Origin of the sequence: Streptomyces sp. NPDC005435, assembly GCF_040703155.1 — a bacterium.
GTDB lineage: Bacteria > Actinomycetota > Actinomycetes > Streptomycetales > Streptomycetaceae > Streptomyces.
This window is the reverse complement of record NZ_JBEXEQ010000017.1, coordinates 27,329-48,150: the sequence shown is the minus strand read 5'-3', so window position 1 is coordinate 48,150 and position 20,822 is coordinate 27,329. Positions and strand designations below refer to the sequence as shown.

At 71.8% G+C, this 20,822-nt stretch carries 19 protein-coding genes and 2 pseudogenes; 10 read left to right on the top strand and 11 right to left on the bottom strand.

Going from position 1 to position 20,822, the window contains the following annotated elements:
• Positions 1–30: 30 nt before the first annotated feature.
• The 3 genes from treS to AB0898_RS22055 all read right to left on the bottom strand — a co-directional run bounded on the left by treS (position 31) and on the right by AB0898_RS22055 (position 4,148).
• Positions 31–1,749, bottom strand: a complete 1,719-nt coding sequence (treS, locus tag AB0898_RS22065) for a maltose alpha-D-glucosyltransferase (protein ID WP_366804652.1) — start codon at positions 1,747–1,749, stop codon at positions 31–33.
• Complete coding sequence (locus AB0898_RS22060; RefSeq protein WP_366804651.1) at positions 1,746–3,740, bottom strand: alpha-1,4-glucan--maltose-1-phosphate maltosyltransferase; 1,995 nt, start codon at positions 3,738–3,740, stop codon at positions 1,746–1,748. Before AB0898_RS22060 ends, treS begins: the two co-directional genes overlap by 4 nt.
• 108 nt (positions 3,741–3,848) lie before the next feature.
• Positions 3,849–4,148 (bottom strand): DUF5133 domain-containing protein, encoded by a 300-nt coding sequence (locus tag AB0898_RS22055; protein WP_366804650.1) that lies wholly within the window; start codon positions 4,146–4,148, stop codon positions 3,849–3,851.
• A 303-nt stretch (positions 4,149–4,451) separates the two neighbouring features.
• Between AB0898_RS22055 and AB0898_RS22050 the strand changes: the two genes are divergently transcribed.
• Both AB0898_RS22050 and glgX read left to right on the top strand, forming a co-directional pair.
• On the top strand, positions 4,452–4,949 hold the full coding sequence (locus AB0898_RS22050) for a pep a2 (protein ID WP_366804649.1): 498 nt from the start codon (positions 4,452–4,454) through the stop codon (positions 4,947–4,949).
• On the top strand, positions 4,946–7,087 hold the full coding sequence (gene glgX / locus AB0898_RS22045; RefSeq protein WP_366804648.1) for a glycogen debranching protein GlgX: 2,142 nt from the start codon (positions 4,946–4,948) through the stop codon (positions 7,085–7,087). The genes AB0898_RS22050 and glgX overlap by 4 nt, the downstream gene beginning before the upstream one ends.
• A 58-nt stretch (positions 7,088–7,145) precedes the next feature.
• Here glgX and AB0898_RS22040 read toward each other — a convergent pair whose 3' ends face one another.
• Together AB0898_RS22040 and AB0898_RS22035 are read right to left on the bottom strand one after the other, a co-directional pair.
• Positions 7,146–7,961 (bottom strand): VOC family protein, encoded by an 816-nt coding sequence (locus AB0898_RS22040; protein ID WP_366804647.1) that lies wholly within the window; start codon positions 7,959–7,961, stop codon positions 7,146–7,148.
• Between the two features lie 319 nt (positions 7,962–8,280).
• Positions 8,281–9,072, bottom strand: coding sequence for an RNA polymerase sigma factor SigF (locus AB0898_RS22035; RefSeq protein ID WP_366804646.1), 792 nt, complete (start codon positions 9,070–9,072; stop codon positions 8,281–8,283).
• Positions 9,073–9,248: 176 nt separating this feature from the next.
• On the opposite strand from AB0898_RS22035, the gene AB0898_RS22030 reads away from it, so the two are divergent.
• The 4 genes from AB0898_RS22030 to AB0898_RS22015 all read left to right on the top strand — a co-directional run bounded on the left by AB0898_RS22030 (position 9,249) and on the right by AB0898_RS22015 (position 12,153).
• Positions 9,249–9,761, top strand: coding sequence for a MarR family transcriptional regulator (locus AB0898_RS22030; protein WP_366804645.1), 513 nt, complete (start codon positions 9,249–9,251; stop codon positions 9,759–9,761).
• The gene (locus AB0898_RS22025; RefSeq protein WP_366804644.1) at positions 9,755–10,600 is read left to right on the top strand and encodes an ATP-binding cassette domain-containing protein; all 846 of its coding nucleotides are present in this window, start codon (positions 9,755–9,757) and stop codon (positions 10,598–10,600) included. Before AB0898_RS22030 ends, AB0898_RS22025 begins: the two co-directional genes overlap by 7 nt.
• Positions 10,560–11,405, top strand: coding sequence for an ABC transporter permease (locus AB0898_RS22020; protein WP_366804643.1), 846 nt, complete (start codon positions 10,560–10,562; stop codon positions 11,403–11,405). The genes AB0898_RS22025 and AB0898_RS22020 overlap by 41 nt, the downstream gene beginning before the upstream one ends.
• A 223-nt stretch (positions 11,406–11,628) precedes the next feature.
• Complete coding sequence (locus tag AB0898_RS22015; protein WP_366804773.1) at positions 11,629–12,153, top strand: hypothetical protein; 525 nt, start codon at positions 11,629–11,631, stop codon at positions 12,151–12,153.
• A 67-nt stretch (positions 12,154–12,220) separates the two neighbouring features.
• Here the strand turns inward: AB0898_RS22015 and AB0898_RS22010 are convergent, their stop codons facing one another.
• Both AB0898_RS22010 and AB0898_RS22005 read right to left on the bottom strand, forming a co-directional pair.
• Entirely contained in the window at positions 12,221–12,997 is a 777-nt protein-coding gene (locus tag AB0898_RS22010; protein ID WP_366804642.1) for an NPP1 family protein, read from the bottom strand.
• A gap of 104 nt (positions 12,998–13,101) precedes the next feature.
• Entirely contained in the window at positions 13,102–14,067 is a 966-nt protein-coding gene (locus AB0898_RS22005; RefSeq protein ID WP_366804772.1) for an ATP-dependent DNA ligase, read from the bottom strand.
• A 183-nt stretch (positions 14,068–14,250) separates the two neighbouring features.
• Here AB0898_RS22005 and AB0898_RS22000 point away from each other — a divergent pair, with 183 nt between their 5' ends.
• Complete coding sequence (locus AB0898_RS22000) at positions 14,251–14,634, top strand: hypothetical protein (RefSeq protein WP_366804641.1); 384 nt, start codon at positions 14,251–14,253, stop codon at positions 14,632–14,634.
• Positions 14,631–15,098 (top strand): peroxiredoxin, encoded by a 468-nt coding sequence (locus tag AB0898_RS21995; protein WP_366804640.1) that lies wholly within the window; start codon positions 14,631–14,633, stop codon positions 15,096–15,098. Before AB0898_RS22000 ends, AB0898_RS21995 begins: the two co-directional genes overlap by 4 nt.
• A 218-nt stretch (positions 15,099–15,316) precedes the next feature.
• Here the strand turns inward: AB0898_RS21995 and AB0898_RS21990 are convergent, their stop codons facing one another.
• Positions 15,317–15,925, bottom strand: a complete 609-nt coding sequence (locus AB0898_RS21990; protein WP_366804639.1) for a hypothetical protein — start codon at positions 15,923–15,925, stop codon at positions 15,317–15,319.
• Positions 15,926–16,284: 359 nt separating this feature from the next.
• Between AB0898_RS21990 and AB0898_RS21985 the strand changes: the two genes are divergently transcribed.
• Positions 16,285–17,247 carry a TauD/TfdA family dioxygenase gene (locus AB0898_RS21985; protein WP_366804638.1) on the top strand — a complete coding sequence of 321 codons (963 nt, stop codon included), beginning with the start codon at positions 16,285–16,287 and terminating at the stop codon, positions 17,245–17,247.
• Here AB0898_RS21985 and AB0898_RS21980 read toward each other — a convergent pair whose 3' ends face one another.
• The 3 genes and pseudogenes from AB0898_RS21980 to AB0898_RS21970 all read right to left on the bottom strand — a co-directional run.
• Entirely contained in the window at positions 17,248–18,291 is a 1,044-nt protein-coding gene (locus AB0898_RS21980; protein WP_366804637.1) for an LLM class flavin-dependent oxidoreductase, read from the bottom strand.
• 163 nt (positions 18,292–18,454) lie between these two features.
• Positions 18,455–18,808: a low temperature requirement protein A gene (locus AB0898_RS21975; RefSeq protein ID WP_366804636.1), complete on the bottom strand. Its 354-nt coding sequence runs from the start codon at positions 18,806–18,808 to the stop codon at positions 18,455–18,457.
• 57 nt (positions 18,809–18,865) lie between these two features.
• Positions 18,866–19,508 (bottom strand): annotated as a pseudogene (locus tag AB0898_RS21970) (aldo/keto reductase); the annotation flags it as partial.
• A 210-nt stretch (positions 19,509–19,718) separates the two neighbouring features.
• Here AB0898_RS21970 and AB0898_RS21965 point away from each other — a divergent pair.
• Positions 19,719–20,589 (top strand): annotated as a pseudogene (locus AB0898_RS21965) (helix-turn-helix domain-containing protein).
• Positions 20,590–20,822 lie beyond the last annotated feature (233 nt).

The window sequence follows — 20,822 nt, the reverse complement described above, 5'->3', positions numbered from 1 at the left end:
GTCACGCGTCCTTTCCTCGGCGCCTGGCGCTCAGCGGCGGCGGCCGATGCGGGATGCGACTCGGGTGAGCCGGAACCAGTAGAAGCCGTGGCCCGCGAGGGTCAGCAGATAGGGCAGTTCACCGATCGCCGGGAAGCGCACCCCGCCGATCAGCTCGACCGGGTGACGTCCGTCGTAGGCCCGCAGATCGAGCTCGGTGGGCTGCGCGAACCGGGAGAAATTGTGCACGCACAGCACCAGGTCGTCGCCGTGTTCCCGCAGGAAGGCGAGGACCGCCGGGTTGGAGGACGGCAGTTCGGTGTAGGTGCCGAGTCCGAAGGCGGGGTTCTGCTTGCGGATCTCGATCATCCGGCGGGTCCAGTGCAGCAGGCTCGACGGGGACGACATCGAGGCTTCCACGTTGGTGACCTGGTAGCCGTAGACCGGGTCCATGATCGTGGGGAGGTAGAGCCGGCCGGGGTCGCAGGGCGAGAAGCCCGCGTTGCGGTCGGGGGTCCACTGCATGGGGGTGCGGACGGCGTCGCGGTCGCCGAGCCAGATGTTGTCGCCCATGCCGATCTCGTCGCCGTAGTAGAGGATCGGCGAGCCGGGCAGGGAGAGCAACAGGGCGGTGAACAGCTCGATTTGGTTGCGGTCGTTGTCGAGGAGGGGGGCAAGGCGGCGGCGGATGCCGATGTTGGCGCGCATACGCGGGTCCTTCGCGTATTCGGCCCACATGTAGTCGCGTTCCTCGTCGGTGACCATTTCCAGGGTCAGTTCGTCGTGGTTGCGCAGGAAGATGCCCCACTGGCAACTCGACGGGATCGAGGGCGTCTTGGCGAGGATTTCCGAGACCGGGTAGCGCGACTCACGCCGTACGGCCATGAAGATCCGTGGCATGACGGGGAAGTGGAACGCCATGTGGCATTCGTCGCCGCCCACTTGGTAGTCGCCGAAGTAGTCGACCACGTCCTCGGGCCACTGGTTCGCCTCCGCGAGGAGCACGGTGTCCGGGTACTGCGTGTCGATCTCGCGCCGGACGCGCTTGAGGAAGGCGTGGGTGGCGGGCAGGTTCTCGCAGTTGGTGCCGTCCTGGGCGTAGAGGTAGGGCACCGCGTCGAGCCGGAAGCCGTCGATGCCGAGGTCCAGCCAGAACTTCAGCGCGGCCAGGATCTCCTCCTGCACGGCCGGGTTCTCGTAGTTGAGGTCCGGCTGGTGCGAGAAGAAGCGGTGGAAGAAGTACTGGCCGCGCACCGGGTCGAAGGTCCAGTTGGAGACCTCGGTGTCCACGAAGATGATCCGCGCGTCCTGGTACTGCTTGTCGTCGTCGGCCCACATGTAGTAGTCGCCGTACGGGCCTTCGGGGTCCTTGCGGGACTCCTGGAACCACGGGTGCTGGTCGCTCGTGTGGTTCATGACGAAGTCGATGACGACGCGCATCCCGCGCTGGTGGGCCGCGTCCACGAACTCCACGAAGTCCGCGAGGTCCCCGAACTCCGGCAGCACCGAGGTGTAGTCGGCCACGTCGTAACCGCCGTCCCGCAAAGGGGACTTGAAGAACGGTGGCAGCCACAGACAGTCGACGCCGAGCCACTGGAGATAGTCCAGCTTCGCGGTGAGGCCCTTGAGGTCCCCGATGCCGTCGCCGTCGCTGTCGTGGAAGGAGCGGACCAGCACCTCGTAGAAGACGGCGCGCTTGAACCACTCCGGGTCGCGGTCCCGGGCGGGGGTGTCCTCAAAAGTGTCCGGCACGGGTTCGTTCACGGTCATGACGCTGAAGGCCCTCCGATCTGTGGCGTCGCCCGCCCGGCGGCGTGCAGTACGTGCGCGGGTGCGTGGCCGGGGCTGAGACGGACGTAGTTGGTCCGGCCCCAGTGGTAGGTCTCGCCTGTCAGTTCGTCGTGTACGGACAGGGCGGCGTTCCAGTCCAGGCCGAGTTGCGGCATGTCCAACGAGACCGTGGCCTCCTGGGTGTGGTGCGGGTCGAGGTTGACGACCACGATGACCGTGTCCGTCCCCGTGCTCTTGCTGTAGGCGAGCACGGAGTCGTTGTCGGTCCGATGGAAGCGGAGATTCCGCAGGCGCTGTAGCGCGGGATGCCGGCGACGGATGTCGTTGAGGCGGGTGATCAGGGGGGCGATGGTGCGCCCCTCGCGGGCGGCGGCCTCCCAGTCGCGGGGCTTGAGCTGGTACTTCTCCGAGTCGAGGTACTCCTCGCCGCCCGGCTTCAACGCCTGGTTCTCACACAGCTCGTAGCCGCTGTAGACGCCCCAGGCCGGGGAGAGCGTGGCCGCGAGGACGGCCCGGACCTCGAAGGCGGGACGGCCGCCGTCCTGGAGACAGGCGGGCAGGATGTCCGGGGTGCTGGTGAAGAAGTTGGGCCGCATATAGGCGGCGGACTCCCCCGACAACTCGGTCAGATAGTCCGTGAGTTCCTGCTTGCTGTTCCGCCAGGTGAAGTACGTGTACGACTGCTGGAAGCCGACCTGGGCGAGGGTGTGCATCATCGCCGGGCGCGTGAACGCCTCGGCCAGGAAGAGGACGTCGGGGTCGGCGCGGTTGATCTCGCCGATGACCCGCTCCCAGAAGACGACCGGCTTGGTGTGCGGGTTGTCCACGCGGAAGATCCGTACGCCGTGGTCCATCCAGTGCCGCAGAACGCGCACGGTCTCCGTCACGAGACCGTCCATGTCCGCGTCGAAGGCGATCGGATAGATGTCCTGGTACTTCTTCGGCGGGTTCTCCGCGTACGCGATCGTCCCGTCCGGGCGATGGTGGAACCACTGCGGGTGCTTCTCCACCCAGGGGTGGTCGGGGGAGCACTGGAGGGCGAAGTCGAGCGCGATTTCGAGGCCCAACTCCCGTGCCCGGCCCACGAAATGGTCGAAGTCCTCCAGCGTGCCCAGCTGCGGGTGGACGCTGTCGTGACCGCCCTCCGGCGACCCGATCGCCCACGGCACACCGACGTCGTCCGGCGTCGCGGTCAGCGTGTTGTTGCGGCCCTTGCGGTGCGTGGTGCCGATGGGGTGGATCGGCGGGAGGTACACCACGTCGAAGCCCATCTCCGCGATGGCCTCCAAGCGCCGCTCTGCGGTACGGAAGGTGCCGTGCGGCTGCTCTTCCGTCCCCTCCGAGCGCGGGAAGAACTCGTACCAGGAGCCGTAGAGGGCCCGCTCGCGCTCCACCAGCAGCGGCATCGGATCGGACGCGGTCACCAACTCCCGCAGCGGGTAACGCTCCACGAGGTCCGACACCTGCGCCGACAGCGCGCCCCTCAGCCGGTCGTCCACGCCGAGCGTGTCGTCGCCGAGGTCACGGGCGGCCGCGAGGACCAGGTCGCGTTCCGCGCCCTTGGGCACTCCGGCCGCGGCCCGCTCGTACAGCTCGGCGCCCTCCTCCAGGACCAGGCCGGTGTCGATGCCCGCCGGGATCTTGATCCCGGCCGCGTGCCGCCAGGTCGCCAGCGGATGACTCCACGCCTCGACACGGAAGGTCCAGCGGCCCGTCATGTCCGGCGTGACCTCGGCACCCCACACGTCACTGCCGGGGGACAGCTCCCGCATCGGCAGCCAAGGGCCGCGCCGGCCCTTGGGATTGCGCAGGACCACGTTGGCGCCCACCACGTCGTGTCCCTCACGGAACACGGTGGCGGTCACCAGGAACGTCTCCCCGGTCACCGCCTTCGCCGGGCGCCTTCCGCACTCCACGGACGGCCGGACATCACGTACCGGTACGCGGCCGATGGCCGGGGTCCTGCGCATGGATCTCACCTCCGCCGTGCGCGAAGCCGGGCACACGGGCCCGGCTTCGCGATCCGAGCACGGGCCGGCTGCTGCCGCCCCGTGGGGAACGCCATGTACGGTGCCAGGTCAGGGCCGTGGCGCCGTGGAACGCCGCTCCGGGGACTGCGCGCGTCGCGCCGCCCGGTCCGGTCGCGGCCGGCCGTCCTGCTCGCGCAGATAGCCGGTCAGGGTGGAGCGCAGATACCGCTCGGCCGCGTCGGCGGCCTCCCGCGCGCACCGCTTTCCCATCAGCACGCACAGGGTGTAGCCCGAATCCTCGAAGGTGCCCCGGACCGTGCGGTCGTGGGGCGAGGCGAGCATCACACGCTCCCACGCCCGGTAACGCCGCAACTGCCGGGCCACTTCGGCCTTGGCCGGTAGCAGCATGGCCCTCTTCACCTTTCCCGCTCTCGACCGGGCGCGTTCCCGAGGCTCGGGTGGCACCGCGCACGGGAGCGCACGGCGCCATGACGTCGATCGAGGTTTTCACTCATGGTGCACGCGTACACACGCATCGTCCTGTTGGAGCTTCAACGACCCGGCCGTTCGTGATGCTCGTGTTGCACGAATGGCGTAGCCCCCGCACTGTGGGAGTGACTCAGAAGCGATCGGAGCTCACGCCGCGTGACCGGGAATCCCTCCCGAGCGGGGCGACGGGGCGGGAGCTTCGCCGGTGAGGAGCAAGCGACGATGAAGACCGCAGTGCCCTGCTACTACCACCTCGACGTGGAAGTCGGCCCGGAACGGGTCGGACAGGTCAGCCGCATCATGGCCGCCCATCTGCGCTACTGGGACCTCGAGAACCTCGTCGGTCCCGTCCGGCACGGCACCGAGCTGCTGCTGCGGGCCATCGACCGGCACGCCACGGACAAGGCCACCTCCATCGAGATGTGGTGGACCGGCCAGCATCTGATCACCGCCGTCGGCGGCGACGACCGGGAGCTGCGCCCCGACCAGGACCTGCGGGCCTGCCTCGCGGACCTCGCGGCGATGAGCGACGGCTGGGGATGCTGCGCCACCGCGAACGGCGGCAAGGTCATCTGGTTCTCCCAGCGCGCCCGCTCCGACCAGCGCGTCCCGCTGGTCGCCACCGCTCCCGTGCCCAGCCTGCGCCGGGTCCTCGACCTGCCGCGCGCGCTGCCCGTGGCCGCCCTCGCCGCCCCCGGCGTCCTGGCGGGCGCCCGGTGACGGCGCGCAAGTCCCGGAAAGGGGTGCCCGTGTGGAGCGGGCACCCCTACCCGTTGGGCGCCTCCTACGACGGGCAGGGCACCAACTTCGCCCTCTTCAGCGAGGTCGCCGAGCGCGTCGAGCTGAGTCTCGTGGACGACGACGGACGCGAGAGACGCGTGCCGCTGCACGAGGTCGACGGCTTCGTCTGGCACGCCTACCTCCCCGGCGTCGGCCCCGGGCAGCGCTACGGCTACCGGGTGCACGGCCCCTGGCAGCCCTCGCTCGGCAACCGCTGCAACCCCGCCAAGCTGCTGCTCGACCCCTACGCCCGCGCGGTGGACGGCCAGACGGACAACGATCCCTCCCTCTACGAGCGCGCCCCCCAGGGGCCGGACCCGGCCGACAGCGCCGGGCACTCGATGCTGGGCGTGGTCACCGACCCGTACTTCGACTGGGGCGACGACCGGCCGCCGGACATCCCGTACTCCGGGTCCGTCATCTACGAGGCCCACGTACGCGGCCTGACCCGCACCCACCCCGAGGTCCCCGAGCGGCTGCGCGGCACCTACGCGGGCCTCGCCCACCCCGCCGTCACCGGGCACCTCACCTCGCTCGGCGTCACCGCGGTCGAGCTGATGCCGGTCCACCAGTTCGCCCAGGACGGTGTGCTGCGCGACCGGGGCCTCGCCAACTACTGGGGCTACAACACCATCGGTTTCTTCGCCCCGCACAACGCCTACGCCGCCCTCGGCTCGCGCGGGCAGCAGGTCGACGAGTTCAAGGCCATGGTGAAGGCGCTGCACGCGGCCGGCCTCGAAGTCATCCTCGACGTGGTCTACAACCACACCGCCGAGGGCAACGAGAAGGGCCCCACGCTCTCCTTCCGGGGCATCGACAACGCCTCGTACTACCGCCTGGTCGACGGCGACTGGGCGCACTACTACGACACCACCGGCACCGGCAACAGCCTGCTGATGCGCCACCCCTACGTGCTCCAGCTCATCATGGACTCGCTGCGCTACTGGGTCACCGAGATGCACGTCGACGGCTTCCGCTTCGACCTCGCGGCCACCCTGGCCCGGCAGTTCCACGAGGTGGACCGGCTCTCGGCGTTCTTCGACCTGATCCAGCAGGACCCGGTGATCAGCCGCGTCAAGCTGATCGCCGAGCCGTGGGACCTGGGCGAGGGCGGCTACCAGGTCGGCAACTTCCCCCAGCTGTGGTCGGAGTGGAACGGCAAGTACCGTGACGCCGTACGGGACTTCTGGCGGGCCGAGCCCGGCTCGCTCGGGGAGTTCGCCTCCCGGCTCACCGGCTCCTCCGACCTCTACCAGGCCAGCAACCGCAGGCCCCGGGCCAGCGTCAACTTCGTCACCGCGCACGACGGTTTCACCCTGCGCGACCTCGTGTCGTACAACGACAAGCACAACGAGGCCAACGGCGAGGACAACCAGGACGGCGAGAGCGTCAACCGGTCCTGGAACTGCGGGGTCGAGGGCGAGACGGACGACGCCGGCGTGCTCGAACTGCGCGCCCGCCAGCAACGCAACCTGCTCGCCACGCTGTTGCTCAGCCAGGGCATCCCGATGCTCGCCCACGGCGACGAACTCGGCCGCACCCAGGGCGGCAACAACAACGCCTACTGCCAGGACAACGAGGTCTCCTGGGTGGACTGGGACCTGGACGGCGAACAGCGCTCCCTGACCGAGTTCACCCGCCGGATCATCGCCCTGCGCGCCGGACACCCGGTGCTGCGCAGACGCCGGTTCTTCCACGGCGAGCCCGCCGCCAGGGCCGACCGGCGGCTGCCCGACCTGGTGTGGCTGCGCCCCGACGCGCGCGAGATGGCCGACCAGGACTGGCAGCGCGACGACGCGTACTCGGTGGGCGTGTTCCTCAACGGCGACGCCATCGCCGAACGCGACGCCTACGGACGGCGCGTGGTCGACGACTCCTTCCTGATCCTGCTCAACAGCTACTGGGAACCGGTCGACTTCAGGCTGCCCGGCGAGTCGTACGGCGAGCGCTGGACAACCCTGATCGACACCGCCGACCCCGACGGCGTGCCCGACGAACGCGAGCGCAAGGCGGGCAGCAGGCTGCGGGTCGAGTCCCGCAGCCTGATCCTGCTCTCCCGGCCCTCCCGGGGCCGCTGACACGAACGGCCGAAGGGGCGCCCACCAACCGGTGGGCGCCCCTTTGCGCACGTGGACGTCAGCCGCGCGGGTCGCGCGAGGTCACCGTGAACTGCGCCCCGTCCGGGTCGCGCAGCACGGCCTCGGTCGCCTGCTCGCTCAGCACGCTGCCGCCGTGCTTCTCGGCACCACGCGCGCAGCGGGCCACGTCGGACACCGCGAAGTGGACCTGCCAGTGCGGCCGTACGGACGGATCGGGGGCCGCCTCCACCGCGCCCGAGTCGATGCGCGCCACCACGTCGCCCTGGCTGCGCAGCACCACCTCGCCGCCCTCGTACTCCACCTCGCAGCAGCCCGGCGCCCCGGTCGCCCAGTCGAGGACCTCGCCGTAGAAGATCGCGGAGTCGAAGGCGTTGCGGGTGTGCAGCCGGATGAAGGTGGGGGCCGAGCGGCGCCAGGTCTCCCAGTTGGAGACCAGCTCGCCCTGCCAGATCCCGAAGGTGGCGCCGTCACGGTCGGCGAGCAGGGCGGCCCGCCCCGGCGGGAAGGACAGCGGGCCCACCGCCGCCGTGCCGCCGCGTTCGCGCGTCCGTGCCGCCGCCACGTCGGCGTCCGGTACCGCGAAGTACGGCGTCCAGGCCACCGCCGTCTGCCACATCGCGGCCACGGCGGCGATGCCGGCCACCGGCACCCCGTTCGCCAGCGCGACCCGGAACCGGTCGCCCAGCTCCGCCTCGCGCCAGCGCCAGCCGAGCACGGCGGTGTAGAAGTCCTCGGTGGCCTGCAGGTCGCGGCTGGTCAGGCTCACCCAGCAGGGCGCGCCGAAGAAGGAGTGGGTCGAGGGGGCGTTCTTGCGCTTCCTCGGTTCACCGCTGACGGCTGTGTCGTGATTCATGGCAGTCGCGTCCTGCTCTCGGGGCCGGGCGGCCACCGGTCCGCACCAGTGTCCGGCCGGACGGGGGTCGAATGCCTCCCGAGTACCCCGGCGCGGCCCGGCCAGGCAGGGGCGTCGGACACCGCCGCCGCACGGCTGCGCGGGGCCGCGGCGGGAGAGGGGGCGAGTAGACCGAACGGGTGAGGTGAGGGGCTGGCGGGGGTGCCCCGAAGGGGTGAATATCCGGTGCGGAACCGATGGGCCTCGCTCAGCGCGCTTCCGCTCGGTGCGTCCTCGCTCCGTCCGCTCCCGCTCCCGCTCCCGCTCGGCGCGGCCGCGCTCAGCCCGCTTCCGCGAGCAGCTCCTCGCGCAGCCGGTCGAAGCAGCCCGTGAGCAGCCGGGACACGTGCATCTGCGAGATCCCGAGCTGGTCGGCGATCCGGCTCTGTGTCATGCCCCGGAAGAAGCGCAGATAGAGGATGGTGCGCTCACGCTCCGGCAGCGCGGCGATGAACGGCGTGACGGCCACCCGGTCCACCACCAGGTCGAACCCCGGGTCCGGCTCGCCGAGGCAGTCTCCGAGGGCGAACCCCTCGGTGCCGGCCACCTCCGCGTCCAGCGAGAGCGCGGAGAAGCACTCCAGCGCCTCCATGCCGGTGCGGACCTCGTCCTCGGTGAGCCCGGTGCGCTCGGCCAGCTCCTCGACCGTCGGGGCCCGCCCCGAGGTGGTCTGGGCCAGCTCCTTCCAGGCCACCCGCACCCGGTTGCGCAGGTCCTGCACGCGCCGGGGGACGTGCAGGGTCCACATGTGGTCGCGGAAGTGCCGCTTGATCTCGCCGGTGATGGTCGGGACCGCGTACGCCTCGAAGGCGCGGCCGCGTTCCGGGTCGTAGTGGTCGACCGCCTTCACCAGACCCAGCGCCGCGACCTGGTAGAGATCCTCCAGCGACTCGCCGCGGCCGCGGAACCGCACCGCGATGCGCTCGGCCATGGGCAGCCACAGCCGCACGAGCTCGTCCCTCAGCGCCCGGCGCCGTGGACCGTCGGGCAGCGCGGCGAGCCGCTCGAAGGCTTCCGCCGTGTCGGGAGCGTCGTCATGGGAGTGAGTCTTCGTGCTGCCGGTGACAGGCATCGCGCACTTCTCTCAGCGGGTACAGGGTCACGAATGTGCCCTGTGAGGCACTCGGGGGTTCGCCTTCCCGGTGTCCGGCAAACCAAAACAAGTATGTACACAAGCCGCCAAACGGTGCGAAATGCTTGACCGACTGTTGAGGTTCATTACCTCTGCAACAGAGGTAATCTCCAGGAGTGACAGAGGAAAGGGCCAGACCCGACGCCTTCCCCGAGGAACTGGCCGACACCCTGGTGCGCGTCCAGCGGCTGATCCGGCGGCGACTGCGCGGCGGGCTCACCGCACCCCGGCTGCGCGGGGCCGAGGTCGAGCTGCTGCGGCTGGTCGAGGAGCGGCCGGGCCTCGGCGTCTCGGAGGCCGCCCGGGCCCTGCAGCTGGCCGGGAACTCCGTGTCCACCCTGGTCAACCGGCTGGTCCGGGACGGCTATCTGTTCCGCGAGACCGACCCCGCCGACCGCCGCGCCGCCCGGCTGCGGCTCACCCCGGCCGCGTCCGGGCGTCTCGGGGAGTGGCGCCGCCGCCGCGCCGAACTGGTCGGCCGCGAGGTGGCCGCGCTCGACGCGGCCGACCGCGAGGCCCTGCGCGCCGCGCTCCCCGCGCTGCGCCGGCTGGCCACCGCCCTGCACGAGGAGCCCGAGGACACCGGCGCCGGCCGGCGCACCCCGGGGGAGACCGAGGAGCCATGGTGAGCGACGACCCGGCCGCCCCCGGCGCGGCCCTGACCTGCGCCGGACTGACCTACGCCTTCGGCGGCACCCGAGCCGTCGACGGGCTCGACCTGACCGTCCGCGAGGGCGAGGTCTTCGGACTGCTCGGCCCCAACGGCGCGGGCAAGACCACCGCCATCCGCTGCGTCACCACCCTGCTGCCGGTCCCCGCCGGCGCCGTCCGTGTCTTCGGGCACGACGCGGCCCGCGAGCGCATGGACGTGCGCCGCATGATCGGCTACGTCCCCCAGCGGCTCTCGGCCGACAGCGGGCTGACCGGACGCGAGAACGTCGTCCTGTTCGCCCGCGTCTTCGACGTGCCGCGCCGCGAGCGCGCCGAGCGCGTGGCCCACGCCCTGGCGGCCGTCGGGCTCAGCGACGCCGCCGACCGGCTCGCCGGCACCTACTCCGGCGGCATGGTCCGCCGGCTCGAACTCGCCCAGGCCCTGGTCAGCGAGCCCCGGCTGCTCATCCTCGACGAACCCACCATCGGGCTCGACCCCATCGCCCGCACCGGCGTCTGGGAGCACATCGACTCGGTACGCGCCGCCACCGGCATGACCGTCCTGCTCACCACCCACTACATGGACGAGGCCGACCAGTACTGCGACCGGGTCGGCCTCATGCACCACGGCCGCGTCCGCGCCCTCGGCACCCCCGCCGAGCTGCGCCGGGGCCTGGCCGAACGCCTTGGCACCGACACCGTGCCCACGCTGGAGGACGTCTTCCGGGATGTCGCCGGAAGCGGCCTGGACGACCGAACGGGAGGAGATTTCCGCGATGTCCGGAGCACCCGCCGCACCGCGCGCCGAGTCGGCTGAACGCGCCCCCGCGCCGAGTGGGCCGCCCCGCCCCCGGTCCGGGCTCCTGCTGCTGCCCACCCGGGTCGCCGCGATGTGCGCCGTGGAACTGCAGAAGCTGCGCCACGACCGCACCGAGCTGTACACGCGCGCCGTGCAGCCCGCCCTCTGGCTGCTGATCTTCGGCCAGACCTTCACCCGCATCCGGGCGATCCCCACCGGGGGCATCCCCTACATCGACTTCCTGGCACCCGGCATCATCGCCCAGTCCGCGATGTTCATCGCGATCTTCTACGGCATCCAGATCATCTGGGAGCGTGACGCGGGCACCCTGGACAAGCTGCTCGTCACGCCCACCCCGCGCTCGGCGCTGATCACCGGCAAGGCCTTCGCGGCCGGGGTGAAGTCGCTGATCCAGGCCGTCGTCGTGATCGTGATCGCCGCCCTGCTCGGCGTCGCCCTCACCTGGAACCCGCTGAGGCTCCTCGGGGTCGCCGTCGCCGTGATCCTCGGCGCCGCCTTCTTCTCCTGTCTGTCCATGACCATCGCGGGCATCGTGCTCAGCCGCGACCGGCTGATGGGCTTCGGACAGGCGATCACCATGCCGCTGTTCTTCGGCTCCAACGCGCTCTACCCGGTCTCGGTGATGCCGGGCTGGCTCCAGGCCGTCAGCCGGGTGAACCCGCTGAGCTATCAGGTGGACGCCCTGCGCGGACTTCTGCTCGGCACCCCGGCCCACCTTCCGGCCGACTTCGCCGTGCTCGCGCTGGCCGCCGTCCTCGGGATCACGGCCGCCTCCTCACTGCTCGGCCGGCTGGTGCGCTGACCGGGAACCGGGCCTGGCCGCGACGCGTGTCGGCCGGGCCCGGACGTGATGTGCGGCACGCGCGCCGGACGGCGCGGAACCCCCTCCCACGCCGTTCCTCCTGCGCAGGGCTTGATCACCGATCAAACCGGGCGAACCGCCAGGCCACGCCGTATTCGGCTTATTTGACAGTGCGCTCGGCCCATGGATAGACAGCAGGTCCCGGATGGCCGAGAGGGGAAACGTGTACGAGCCGAACGTGGTCGGTGACTGGCAGGAGTACGACGACTTCGCCGGTCTGCGGGTCCGCGTCCACCGCCTGGAGCGCACCGAACCGGCGCGCGGGCGGGACGACGCCGCCGCCGGGCTCACCTACTTCGGTCTCCGGGTGACCTTCGAGAACCGGGGCACACGGCCCTACGGCGTGCAGCTGGAGGACGGTCAGATCGACGTCCGCGTCGGCCCCGACGGCGAGGGCGCCTTCATCGACTGGCGCAACTCCCAGTTCATCGAGGGCTTCGACATCCACCCGCTGCGCCGGGCCACCGCCGTCGTCTGCGCGGCCGCGACCGAGGCCGCCCTCACCCACGTCGACGTCCAGGTCCAGCCGCGCGTGGACGAGGAGTGGGCCGACCGCCGGCTGTGGACCGGCGGCATCGGGATCACCGAGACACCGCCGGCCGCGGCCACCGCGAGCGCCGGGGCCGGGGGCCTCGCGCACGAACTGGCCGCCTTCCTCAAGGACCAGGCCGAGCCCGGAAGCGCCTGAGGCCTCCCGCGGACACAGCCGACACGAGGGGCGGTTCACCGGCAGCGGTGAACCGCCCCCCGCGTTGTCAGGCGTTCGGGTCGAACGGAATCCCGGCCGGCTTCGCCGCGTTCAGGTGCGAGGCGAAACTCGCCTCCTTCAGCGGGAAGTTGGCGCTACCGAAGTCGTACGAGCTGAGCTTGTCGCGCAGGCCCGCCGGGTAGCCGTTCCAGCCGACCAGCGGCGGGTACTGCCAGGTGTGCTTGTGGTTCTCCGGCGGCTCGTCGTTGGAGTTGGCCAGCCGGAAGCAGTGGGTGCTGATGCCGTCCTTGTGGTACACGGCCTTGGCGTGCGTGCCCTCGAAGCGGACCTCGGAGGCGGGGTGCACGGTGAACTTGCCGTGGTTGGACGTCGAGACGTACTTGACCTGGCCGTCCTGCACCCAGACCGCCACATGCTCCCAGTCGTTGCGGTGGCCGCCGAGGCTGATACCGGGCAGCGCCTGGTCCTTCTCGAAGTACAGCGTGTACAGATAGCCGCACCAGCCGTTGTTGCACTTGTAGCGCGAGTAGCTGTTGGTGTTGTCCAGGTCGGACGCGTCGTGGCAGTTGCCGTTGAGCGCGCCGGTCGGGTTCAGGCCCGGGTTGATCCTGCCGTCGGGGCCTATCGCCGGGGTCGAATAGCAGCCGTCGGTGTCGTAGTCGAACGCGGGCTGGTACGTCAGCTCACCGGCCTCGGCGTTCTGCGGCAGGGCCTGCGGCGGGCCGTCGGCGGCGAAGGCGGGGGTGGCGAGCACGAGCGTGGCGGCGCCGGTGAGCGCGGCCAGCCATCTGCCGCGTCTCCGAGGGGACGTGAACGAAGCCACTGAGTCTCCAACTCGATTGGGGGGTAAGGGAGTTCAGCATCCTGGCACAGGTGTGCGCCCCCGTGTCACCCCGGGTGTCCCACCGGTGAACCCTGGCCGACGGATCACCTTCCGTCTCGGCCGGTGTCCTCCGGCACATCCGCCGCGGACTCCTCGGGCGTCAGATCCGGGCGCAGCCGCAGCCACGTCGGCTGACGCAGCAGGCCCGCGCGGGTGCGGGTGCTGTAGCCGACCTCGCCGACCAGCCGGGGCAGCACCCAGTGCGCCTCCGCGATCCTCGGTGCCGGCTCGAAGGGGCACCGGTCACTCGCCAACTCGCCCAGCATGGCCGCCAGTTCACCGCGCTCCGCCTCGCTCCAGCCGGTGCCCACCCGGCCCGCGTACCGCAGCCGCCCACCGCCGCGCTGCCCCAGGAGCACCGCACCGGGCAGTCCCGACAGGCGGCCCTTGCCGGGCAGCCAGCCGCCCACGATCACGTCCGCGCTCCGCTGGTTGCGGATCTTGATCCAGGCGCGGGAGCGCACTCCCGGCTCGTACGCCGAGTCCAGCCGCTTGCAGACCAGCCCCTCCAGGCCGTGCTCCCGGGTCGTGCGCAGCGCCTCGGCGCCGTGCCCCACCATCGCGCCCGGCACCGACCAGTGCGGCCCGTCGAGCCCCAGCGCCTCCAGTGCCGTACGCCGCCGGGCGTACGGTGTGCGCAGCAGGGAGTCGCCGAGGAAGGGCACGTCGAACAGCACCAGATGGACCGGGACCTGACCGGCCCGGCGGGCCGCGAGCACGGGGGAGTGGGCGAGGCCCATGCGGCCCTGGAGCAACTGGAAGTCGGCGCGCCCCTGTTCGTCCAGGGCCAGCACCTCGCCGTCCAGCACGGCCGGGGTGCTGCCCAACGCCGTGCCCAGCGGGGCGAGTTCGGGGTAGGCGGCGGTGATGTCCTCGCCCGAGCGGGCGCGCAGCAGCACGGTGCCGTCGCCGGGCAGGTACACCATCACCCGCTGGCCGTCCTGCTTGGTCTCGTACGCCCACCGGTGGTCCTGCGCCGGGGGCGGCAGGGTGCCGGGTGTGGCGAGCATCGGCGCGACGAGCGGCAGGGTGGTCACGGCTGAAGATCTCGACCGCCGGGCGTGCTTCCACGCACGTCAGGGCGGTGTTTCCCCCGAACGGACCGCGCCGCCGGACCGCGCGGGGTGCCCCGGGATCCGCGCGGTGACTACCCTGCAGTAATATCCGGCGTCAGGTCACCTGGAGGAGGCACCGTGCCCCGGTCCGAACGCTCACCCCTGCTACTGGCCGGCCTGCTGGCCGCCGCCGGGGTCGCCCACTTCGCCGCCCCGCGCCCGTTCGACGCGACCATCCCCAAGGCGCTGCCCGGCTCCCGGCGGGCCTGGACGTACGGCAGCGGAGCCGTCGAACTCGCCCTCGCGGCGGGCATCGCCGCGCGCCGCACCCGGCCGCTGGCCGCGAAGGCCGCCGCCGCGTTCTTCGTCGGGGTGTTCCCCGCCAACGTGAAGATGGCCGTGGACTGGCGGAACCGCCCGGCCCCGCAGCGCAACGCCGCCCTCGCCCGGCTGCCCCTCCAGGTGCCGCTGGTGCTGTGGGCCCGGGGCGTCGCCGCCCGCGCCGGGGAGGGACGCGCATGAGCGACGACATCCGGATCGGCGACACCGTCGAGGACTTCGCGCTCCCCGACGAGAGCGGCGCCACCCGCCGTCTGAGCGAACTGCTAGCGGACGGCCCCGTGGTGCTCTTCTTCTACCCGGCCGCCCTCACCCCGGGCTGCACCGCCGAGGCCTGCCACTTCCGCGACCTGGCCGCCGAGTTCGCCGAGGCCGGGGCGCGTCCCGTCGGCATCAGCGGCGACGAGGTGGACCGGCAGCGGGAGTTCGCCGACAAGCACACCCTCGGGATGACGCTGCTCTCCGACGCCGACGGCACCGTCCGCGAACTCTTCGGCGTCAAGCGGGGCTTCACGCTCGCGCCCACCAAGCGGGCCACCTTCGTCATCGGGCCCGACCGCACGGTCCGGGAGATCGTCCGCAGCGAACTGCGCATGAACACCCACGCGGACCGGGCCCTGGCCGCGCTGCGGGCTGCCCGGGGATAGGGGCGGCCACGCAGTTACGGCTGTGGGGAAGAGTCCTCCGGAGAAAAGTCCTCCGGGGAAGCGCATTGTCTCCGGCCATAGCCGCGAATACGCGTGCGCCCGCCGGCATTGAGCTTGGCCGGGCGGGCGGTCTCGCGAGGTGATCGAGTGGAACGGGGCTTCGGCGTACGCGAGTTGCCCGGTGTTCCCTCGGGAAGACAAAGAGAGGTGACGACGCCTCAGATGGTCGGGGTGTCGTCGACGACCGGCCGGTGAATCTCGACGACCGGCTTCCAGCCCGCGGTGAATTCGATGAAGTCCGCGCGGGTGGGGTAGGTGTCGATCGCGCGACGGTCACGCTTGGGAGCGTCGCCCCCCTTGCGTCCCCGGGGAACCTGCTCCTCGAAGATGTCGACCTTCACGTCGGGTACCTCCTTGAGGCCCTGGCGCCAGATCTGCACGACATCGGCGCCGAACGCCTGCCGGGCCGCGGCGTAGAGGGCGCTGAGGGCCCCCTTGTCCCCGCCGGGGACGAAAAGCGCCAGGTCCAGCACGACACCGGCGGACTGGAGAACCTCGATGGTCACCGGGCCGTTCTCGTCGGCCACGTGGATTCCGGCTTCGTTCTCGTCGTCCGGAAGGCAGGAGACCTCTTCCTGGAATATGGTGCGCGCCGTGATGGAACCGCCCTCGAAATGCTCACCGGGCTTAGTCAGAAAAGCGGGGACATAGCAGCCGGGAAGCTTGAGTTCTGCCGTGTCGGCGGAAACGAAGAGCTTGTCCTTGACGTCGAGTTCCGTCACCTCTTCCCATGAGAGGCGGCGAGCGGCGATCTTCTCCGTGTTCACGATTTCCCTTTCAAGTTGCCCTGTCCCTCCGAGCGAGGACCCTATCACGAAACGCCGAGGTCAACTGCCCAGTAATCGTTGGGTAAATGGCCTCTGACGGGCTGCGCGGGAGGGCGTCGAAGCGAGTCCCGCCCGGTCCGGAACGCCCGGTTGCATTTCGGTGCGTTGGGTGGCCTGGGGGAGGTAAAAGAGAGTTTGTGGTAGATATCGCCCATAGCGCTTTCAGGGGGGTGGGGAAAGGCGTTTCATTCGCCGTGCATCTCGAAGAGCGCGGCGGAAACGGACCGGATGTCGCCAGAACGGGTGTCCGGCTGACACGATCACCCTGGGACCACGGACGAAGACCAGGGAGCGCACACATGACGACGGACAACGTGGTGGACCCGATCAAGGGCGTGGAGGTCCTGCCCGCGGCGGGGCACATCGGCGCCGAGATCACCGGCGTGGACCTCGCCGCGCCGCTCGACGACGCGGTGGCGGAGCTGATCAGGGAGACGATGCTGCGCTGGAAGGTGGTGTTCTTCCGGGACCAGCACCTCGACCACGCCGCACACGTCGCCTTCGCCCGCCGCTTCGGCGAGCCGGTCGTCCTCGGCCGCCGGGGCAGCGCCTCGCCCGAGGACTTCCCGGAGGTGGAGACCACCGCCGACCGGCTGGAACTCGGCGGCCGCTTCGGCATGGAGCAGGACGAGTGGCTGCGCCGCCGCCGGCACACCCTGCTGCGCGGCTGGCACTGCGACCACGGCGCCCGCGTCGACCCGCCCGCCGCGACCATCCTGCGCGCCGAGACCGTACCGCCCTACGGCGGCGACACCACCTGGGCCAACCTGGCCGCCGCCTACGCGGGTCTGTCCGCGCCGGTGCGCGCCTTCGTGGACGGCCTGCGCGCCGAACACCGGCTCGGCGTCGGCTACCAGCCCCGCCCCGGCGACGACGCCTACCTCCGCCGGCTCCTGGACCACCAGGTGGCCTCCGTGCACCCGCTGGTCCGCGTCCACCCGGAGACCGGCGAGCGGGTGCTCTTCGTCAACGGCTACTACGTCGAGCAGATCGAGGACGTCTCCCGCCCCGAGAGCGCGGCCCTGCTGGAGATGCTGCTCGAACAGGTCGTACGGCCCGAGTACACCGTCCGCTTCCGCTGGGAGCCGGGCAGCGTCGCCTTCTGGGACAACCGGGCCACCGTGCACCTCGCGCCCAGCGACAACGTCCATCTCGGCCACCCCCGCATCATGCACCGGGTGATGCTCGCGGGCGACGTGCCGGTGGGCGTGGACGGCAGGCCGTCCGAGGCGCTGACGGGTACGGAGCCCGGCCGCTGGTGATCAGCCGCCGACGGAGAGGTCCGGCGCCGGGCGCCCCAGCGCGGGGCCGAGCCTGGTCGCCATGTCGGTGAGGATCTGTACGTAGTCCTCGTGCCGGAAGGTGAACGGCAGCGCGAACGCCACCTCGTCCACCTCGCGGAACGCGGCGTGGGCGTGCAGCCGTTCGGCGATCTCCTCGCTGGTGCCCACCAGGTCCGGCGCGAACAGCAGCCGCGCCGGACCCTGCGGGGAGGTCGTACGGGGCAGCCGGGCGGCGGCGAACTCGGCGTACCGCGCCCGCTGTTCCGCCGTCGCGGAGTCGGTCGGGATCACCACCAGACCCTGCGAGACCCGGGCCGCCTCCCCCTCGGGGTGCCGGGCGCGGAACTCCCGGATCTGGGCCAGCTGGATCGCCGCGAAGTCCGGCGGCCCGTCCGGGTCCTCGGCCTTGACGACGCTGCTGGTGAGCAGGTTCACGCCCTGCTCGCCGGCCCAGCGCGCCGAGGCCAGGCTGCCGCCGCCGTACCACATGCGCCGGGCGAGTCCGGGGGAGTGCGGCTGGACGACGTCGGAGTACTGCTCGAAGCCCTCGGCGCCCTTGAAGTCCGTGGCGGGCACACCCGCGACGAAGTCGAGCAGCCGCCGCACCCGCCCGTACCCGAAGTCCTCCATCTCGGCGGAGGCCGGATACAGCGCCTCCCTGACCTGGTCGTAGTGGATCGGCGGTCCCACGCTGACCCCGGGGTTGAGACGCCCGCCGGAGAGCACGTCCACCGTGGCGAGGTCCTCGGCCAGGCGCAGCGGGTTCTCCCAGCCCAGCGGGATCACCGCCGTACCCAGCTCGATGCGCCGGGTGCGCTGCGAGGCGGCCGCGAGCACGGCGACCGGCGAGGAGATGCCGTGCTGGAGATGCCGGTGGCGGACCCAGGCGCTGTCGAACCCCAGCCGCTCGCCCAGTTCGATGATCTCCAGGGTGGACTCGTGCCCACGGGCGGGTTCGGCCGGGTCGAACAGACCGATGGTCAGGAATCCCAGCTTGCGCAGCGGACGGGACATGGACGCCACGGCCTCCTCCAGCACTCGGACGGCAACGGGCCGATTCTCGCAGCCGAGTGTGACAACCGTGTGATCGGATACGGCGCCCGCCCAGCCGTCGGCCCCGGGCCACTCAGCCGCCCGCCGCCAGCCGTCCGCCCGTCCAGCCCACCGCCGCCCAGCCGCCGCCCGCTCAGCCCGTCGCCGCCTCCCGCAGGCCGCCGGCCACGCGGCGGTGGGCCCGGGTCAGTGACGCGACCGTCAGCAGGAGGATCAGGTCGAGCAGGGCCACGGCGGCCAGCGGCGGGAGCCGGACCGTGGCGACGGCCGCCGGGACGCAGGCCGCGCCCGCCGGCAGACGTTCGGTCCAGGCACCGTGCGCCGTGGCCCGGAAGAACCAGGCCGTGGCCGCCAGATACAGGGCGAGACCGCCGAAGAGCAGCAGCGCCAGGGTGACCGAGCCGTGGCCCAGCGGATGCGTGACGACCAGCTCGCTGCCCACCGCCATCGCCACCAGCGCGGCCGGCACCACGTACGCGCTGTTCACGCCCAACCGGACCGAGCGCAGCGGTGGGGCGCGGGTGCGCGCGGGGTGTGCGGCCGTTCAGGCGTCGACGACGGCCGTCCCGGCCGCGTCGTGGCGGTCCCCGGCGGCCGGGGACAGCCGGTCGAGGCGGGCCGGCTGGGCGTCGGTCGGTACGAGAGCGTCGGCGGCCGAGTTCTCCTCGGCCCGGGAGACCCGCTCGGTGCCCGGGAGGGGCGCGATGCCGTCGCCCTGGGCGAGCAGCCAGGCCAGGGCGACCTGCGCGGAGGTCGCGCCCGCCTCGGCGGCCACCGTCCCGACCTCGTCCGCGATCCGCAGATTGCGCCGGAGGTTGTCCCCGGTGAAGCGCGGGTTGGTACGGCGCCGGTCGTCCTCGGCGAAGTCGTCCACCGAGCGGATGCGCCCGGCGAGGAAGCCGTGGCCGAGCGGCGAGTACGGCACGAAGCCGATGCCCAACTCGCGGACCAGCGGCAGCGGTTCCGCCTCCGGGTCGCGGTTCCAGAGCGAGTACTCCGTCTGCAAGCGCGGCCACCGGGTGCACGGTGTGGGCGCGCCGGATCTTCGCCTCGATCGGGGTGCCGGGATCGACGCGGTGCTGGTGGTACAGGTCGATGCGGTCGATGCGGTCGGTGCCCAGGCGTCGCAGCGAACCCTCAGCCTGGACGGCGGGGCCGACGGGCTCGCCGTCCAGCGACGGGTCGCCGCCGGGCGCCCTCTCGCACACCGGCCGCGCGGGCCTGGACAGCAGCCCGGCCGGCATCCGCCTCGCCGTGACTGCATTTTCCGGGCCTCTCGGATCAACCGTCGCACGCGTCCCGTCCCCACAACAGAGGAGGATTCCCTCCCTGGGTGCGCTTATCCAGGGAGGGAACTCTCCCTGGATAAGGGCGCGCGCTGCGGAAGAGAATGAGGCATGAGCGGTGACGCGCGCCCCGGGGAGCTCGGGGCCTTCCTCAAGGCCCGGCGGGCCGGGCTGAGCCCGGCGACGGTGGGGCTTCCCGAGACCGGGCGGCGCCGGGTGGCGGGGCTGCGGCGCGAGGAGGTGGCGGTGCTCGCGGCGATCGGCACGGACTACTACACCCGCATTGAGCAGGGACGCCTCCAGGCTTCCGGGCCCGTCCTCGAGGCGCTCGCGCGGGTCCTGCGGCTCGACGACGACCAGCGGGCGTATCTCTTCGACCTCGCGGGGCGCCCCTCCGGCCGTCCGGTGCGGCGGGCCGTGCAGAAGGTCCGGCCCGGGCTGCGCCGGCTGATCGACGACCTGGGCGGCATTCCCGCGATCGTGCTCGGGCGGCGCATGGACATCCTCGCCTGGAATCCGCTCGCGGTGGCTCTCGTCACCGATTTCGGCGCGATTCCGGAAAAGGACCGGAATTACATTCGGCTGGTGTTCACCGACCCCGCGATGCGGGAACTGTACGCCGACCGGCAGGGCGCCCGCAGGTGTGGCCCAGTTGCGCAGGGAGGCGGCCCGCGATCCGCGCAATCCCCGGCTCACCGCGCTCGTGGGCGAGCTGTCGGTCCAGGACCCCGATTTCCGACGCTGGTGGGGTGCCCACGACGTGGCGCTGCGCGGGGTCGGCACCAAGGTGCTCCGGCACCCGGTCGTCGGCGAGCTGACCCTCGACTGGGACACCCTCGCCGCCACCACCGACGCCGACCAGCACCTCGTCGCCTGGTCCGCCGACCCCGGCTCCCCCTCCCACGACGCACTGCGCATCCTCGCCTCCTGGGCGGATCCCGCCCGGGAGACGGACCGCGACAGCCGCTTCCGGCCCGGCTGATCGCCGGGCCGCGCGCCTCGGCGGGTCGCCGGCCTTCGCGCCCGGGCGGGTTCCCTGCCCGCGTGCGCGGGGTGGGGCCTTGGCCCTCGTGCGCCGGGTGGGTTCCCGGCTTTCGCACCCCGACGGGTTCCCTGCACCCCTCGTGCGCCGGGTGGGTTCCCGGCTTTCGCACCCCGACGGGTTCCCTGCACCCCTCGTGCGCCGGGTGGGTTCCCGGCTTTCGCACCCCGACG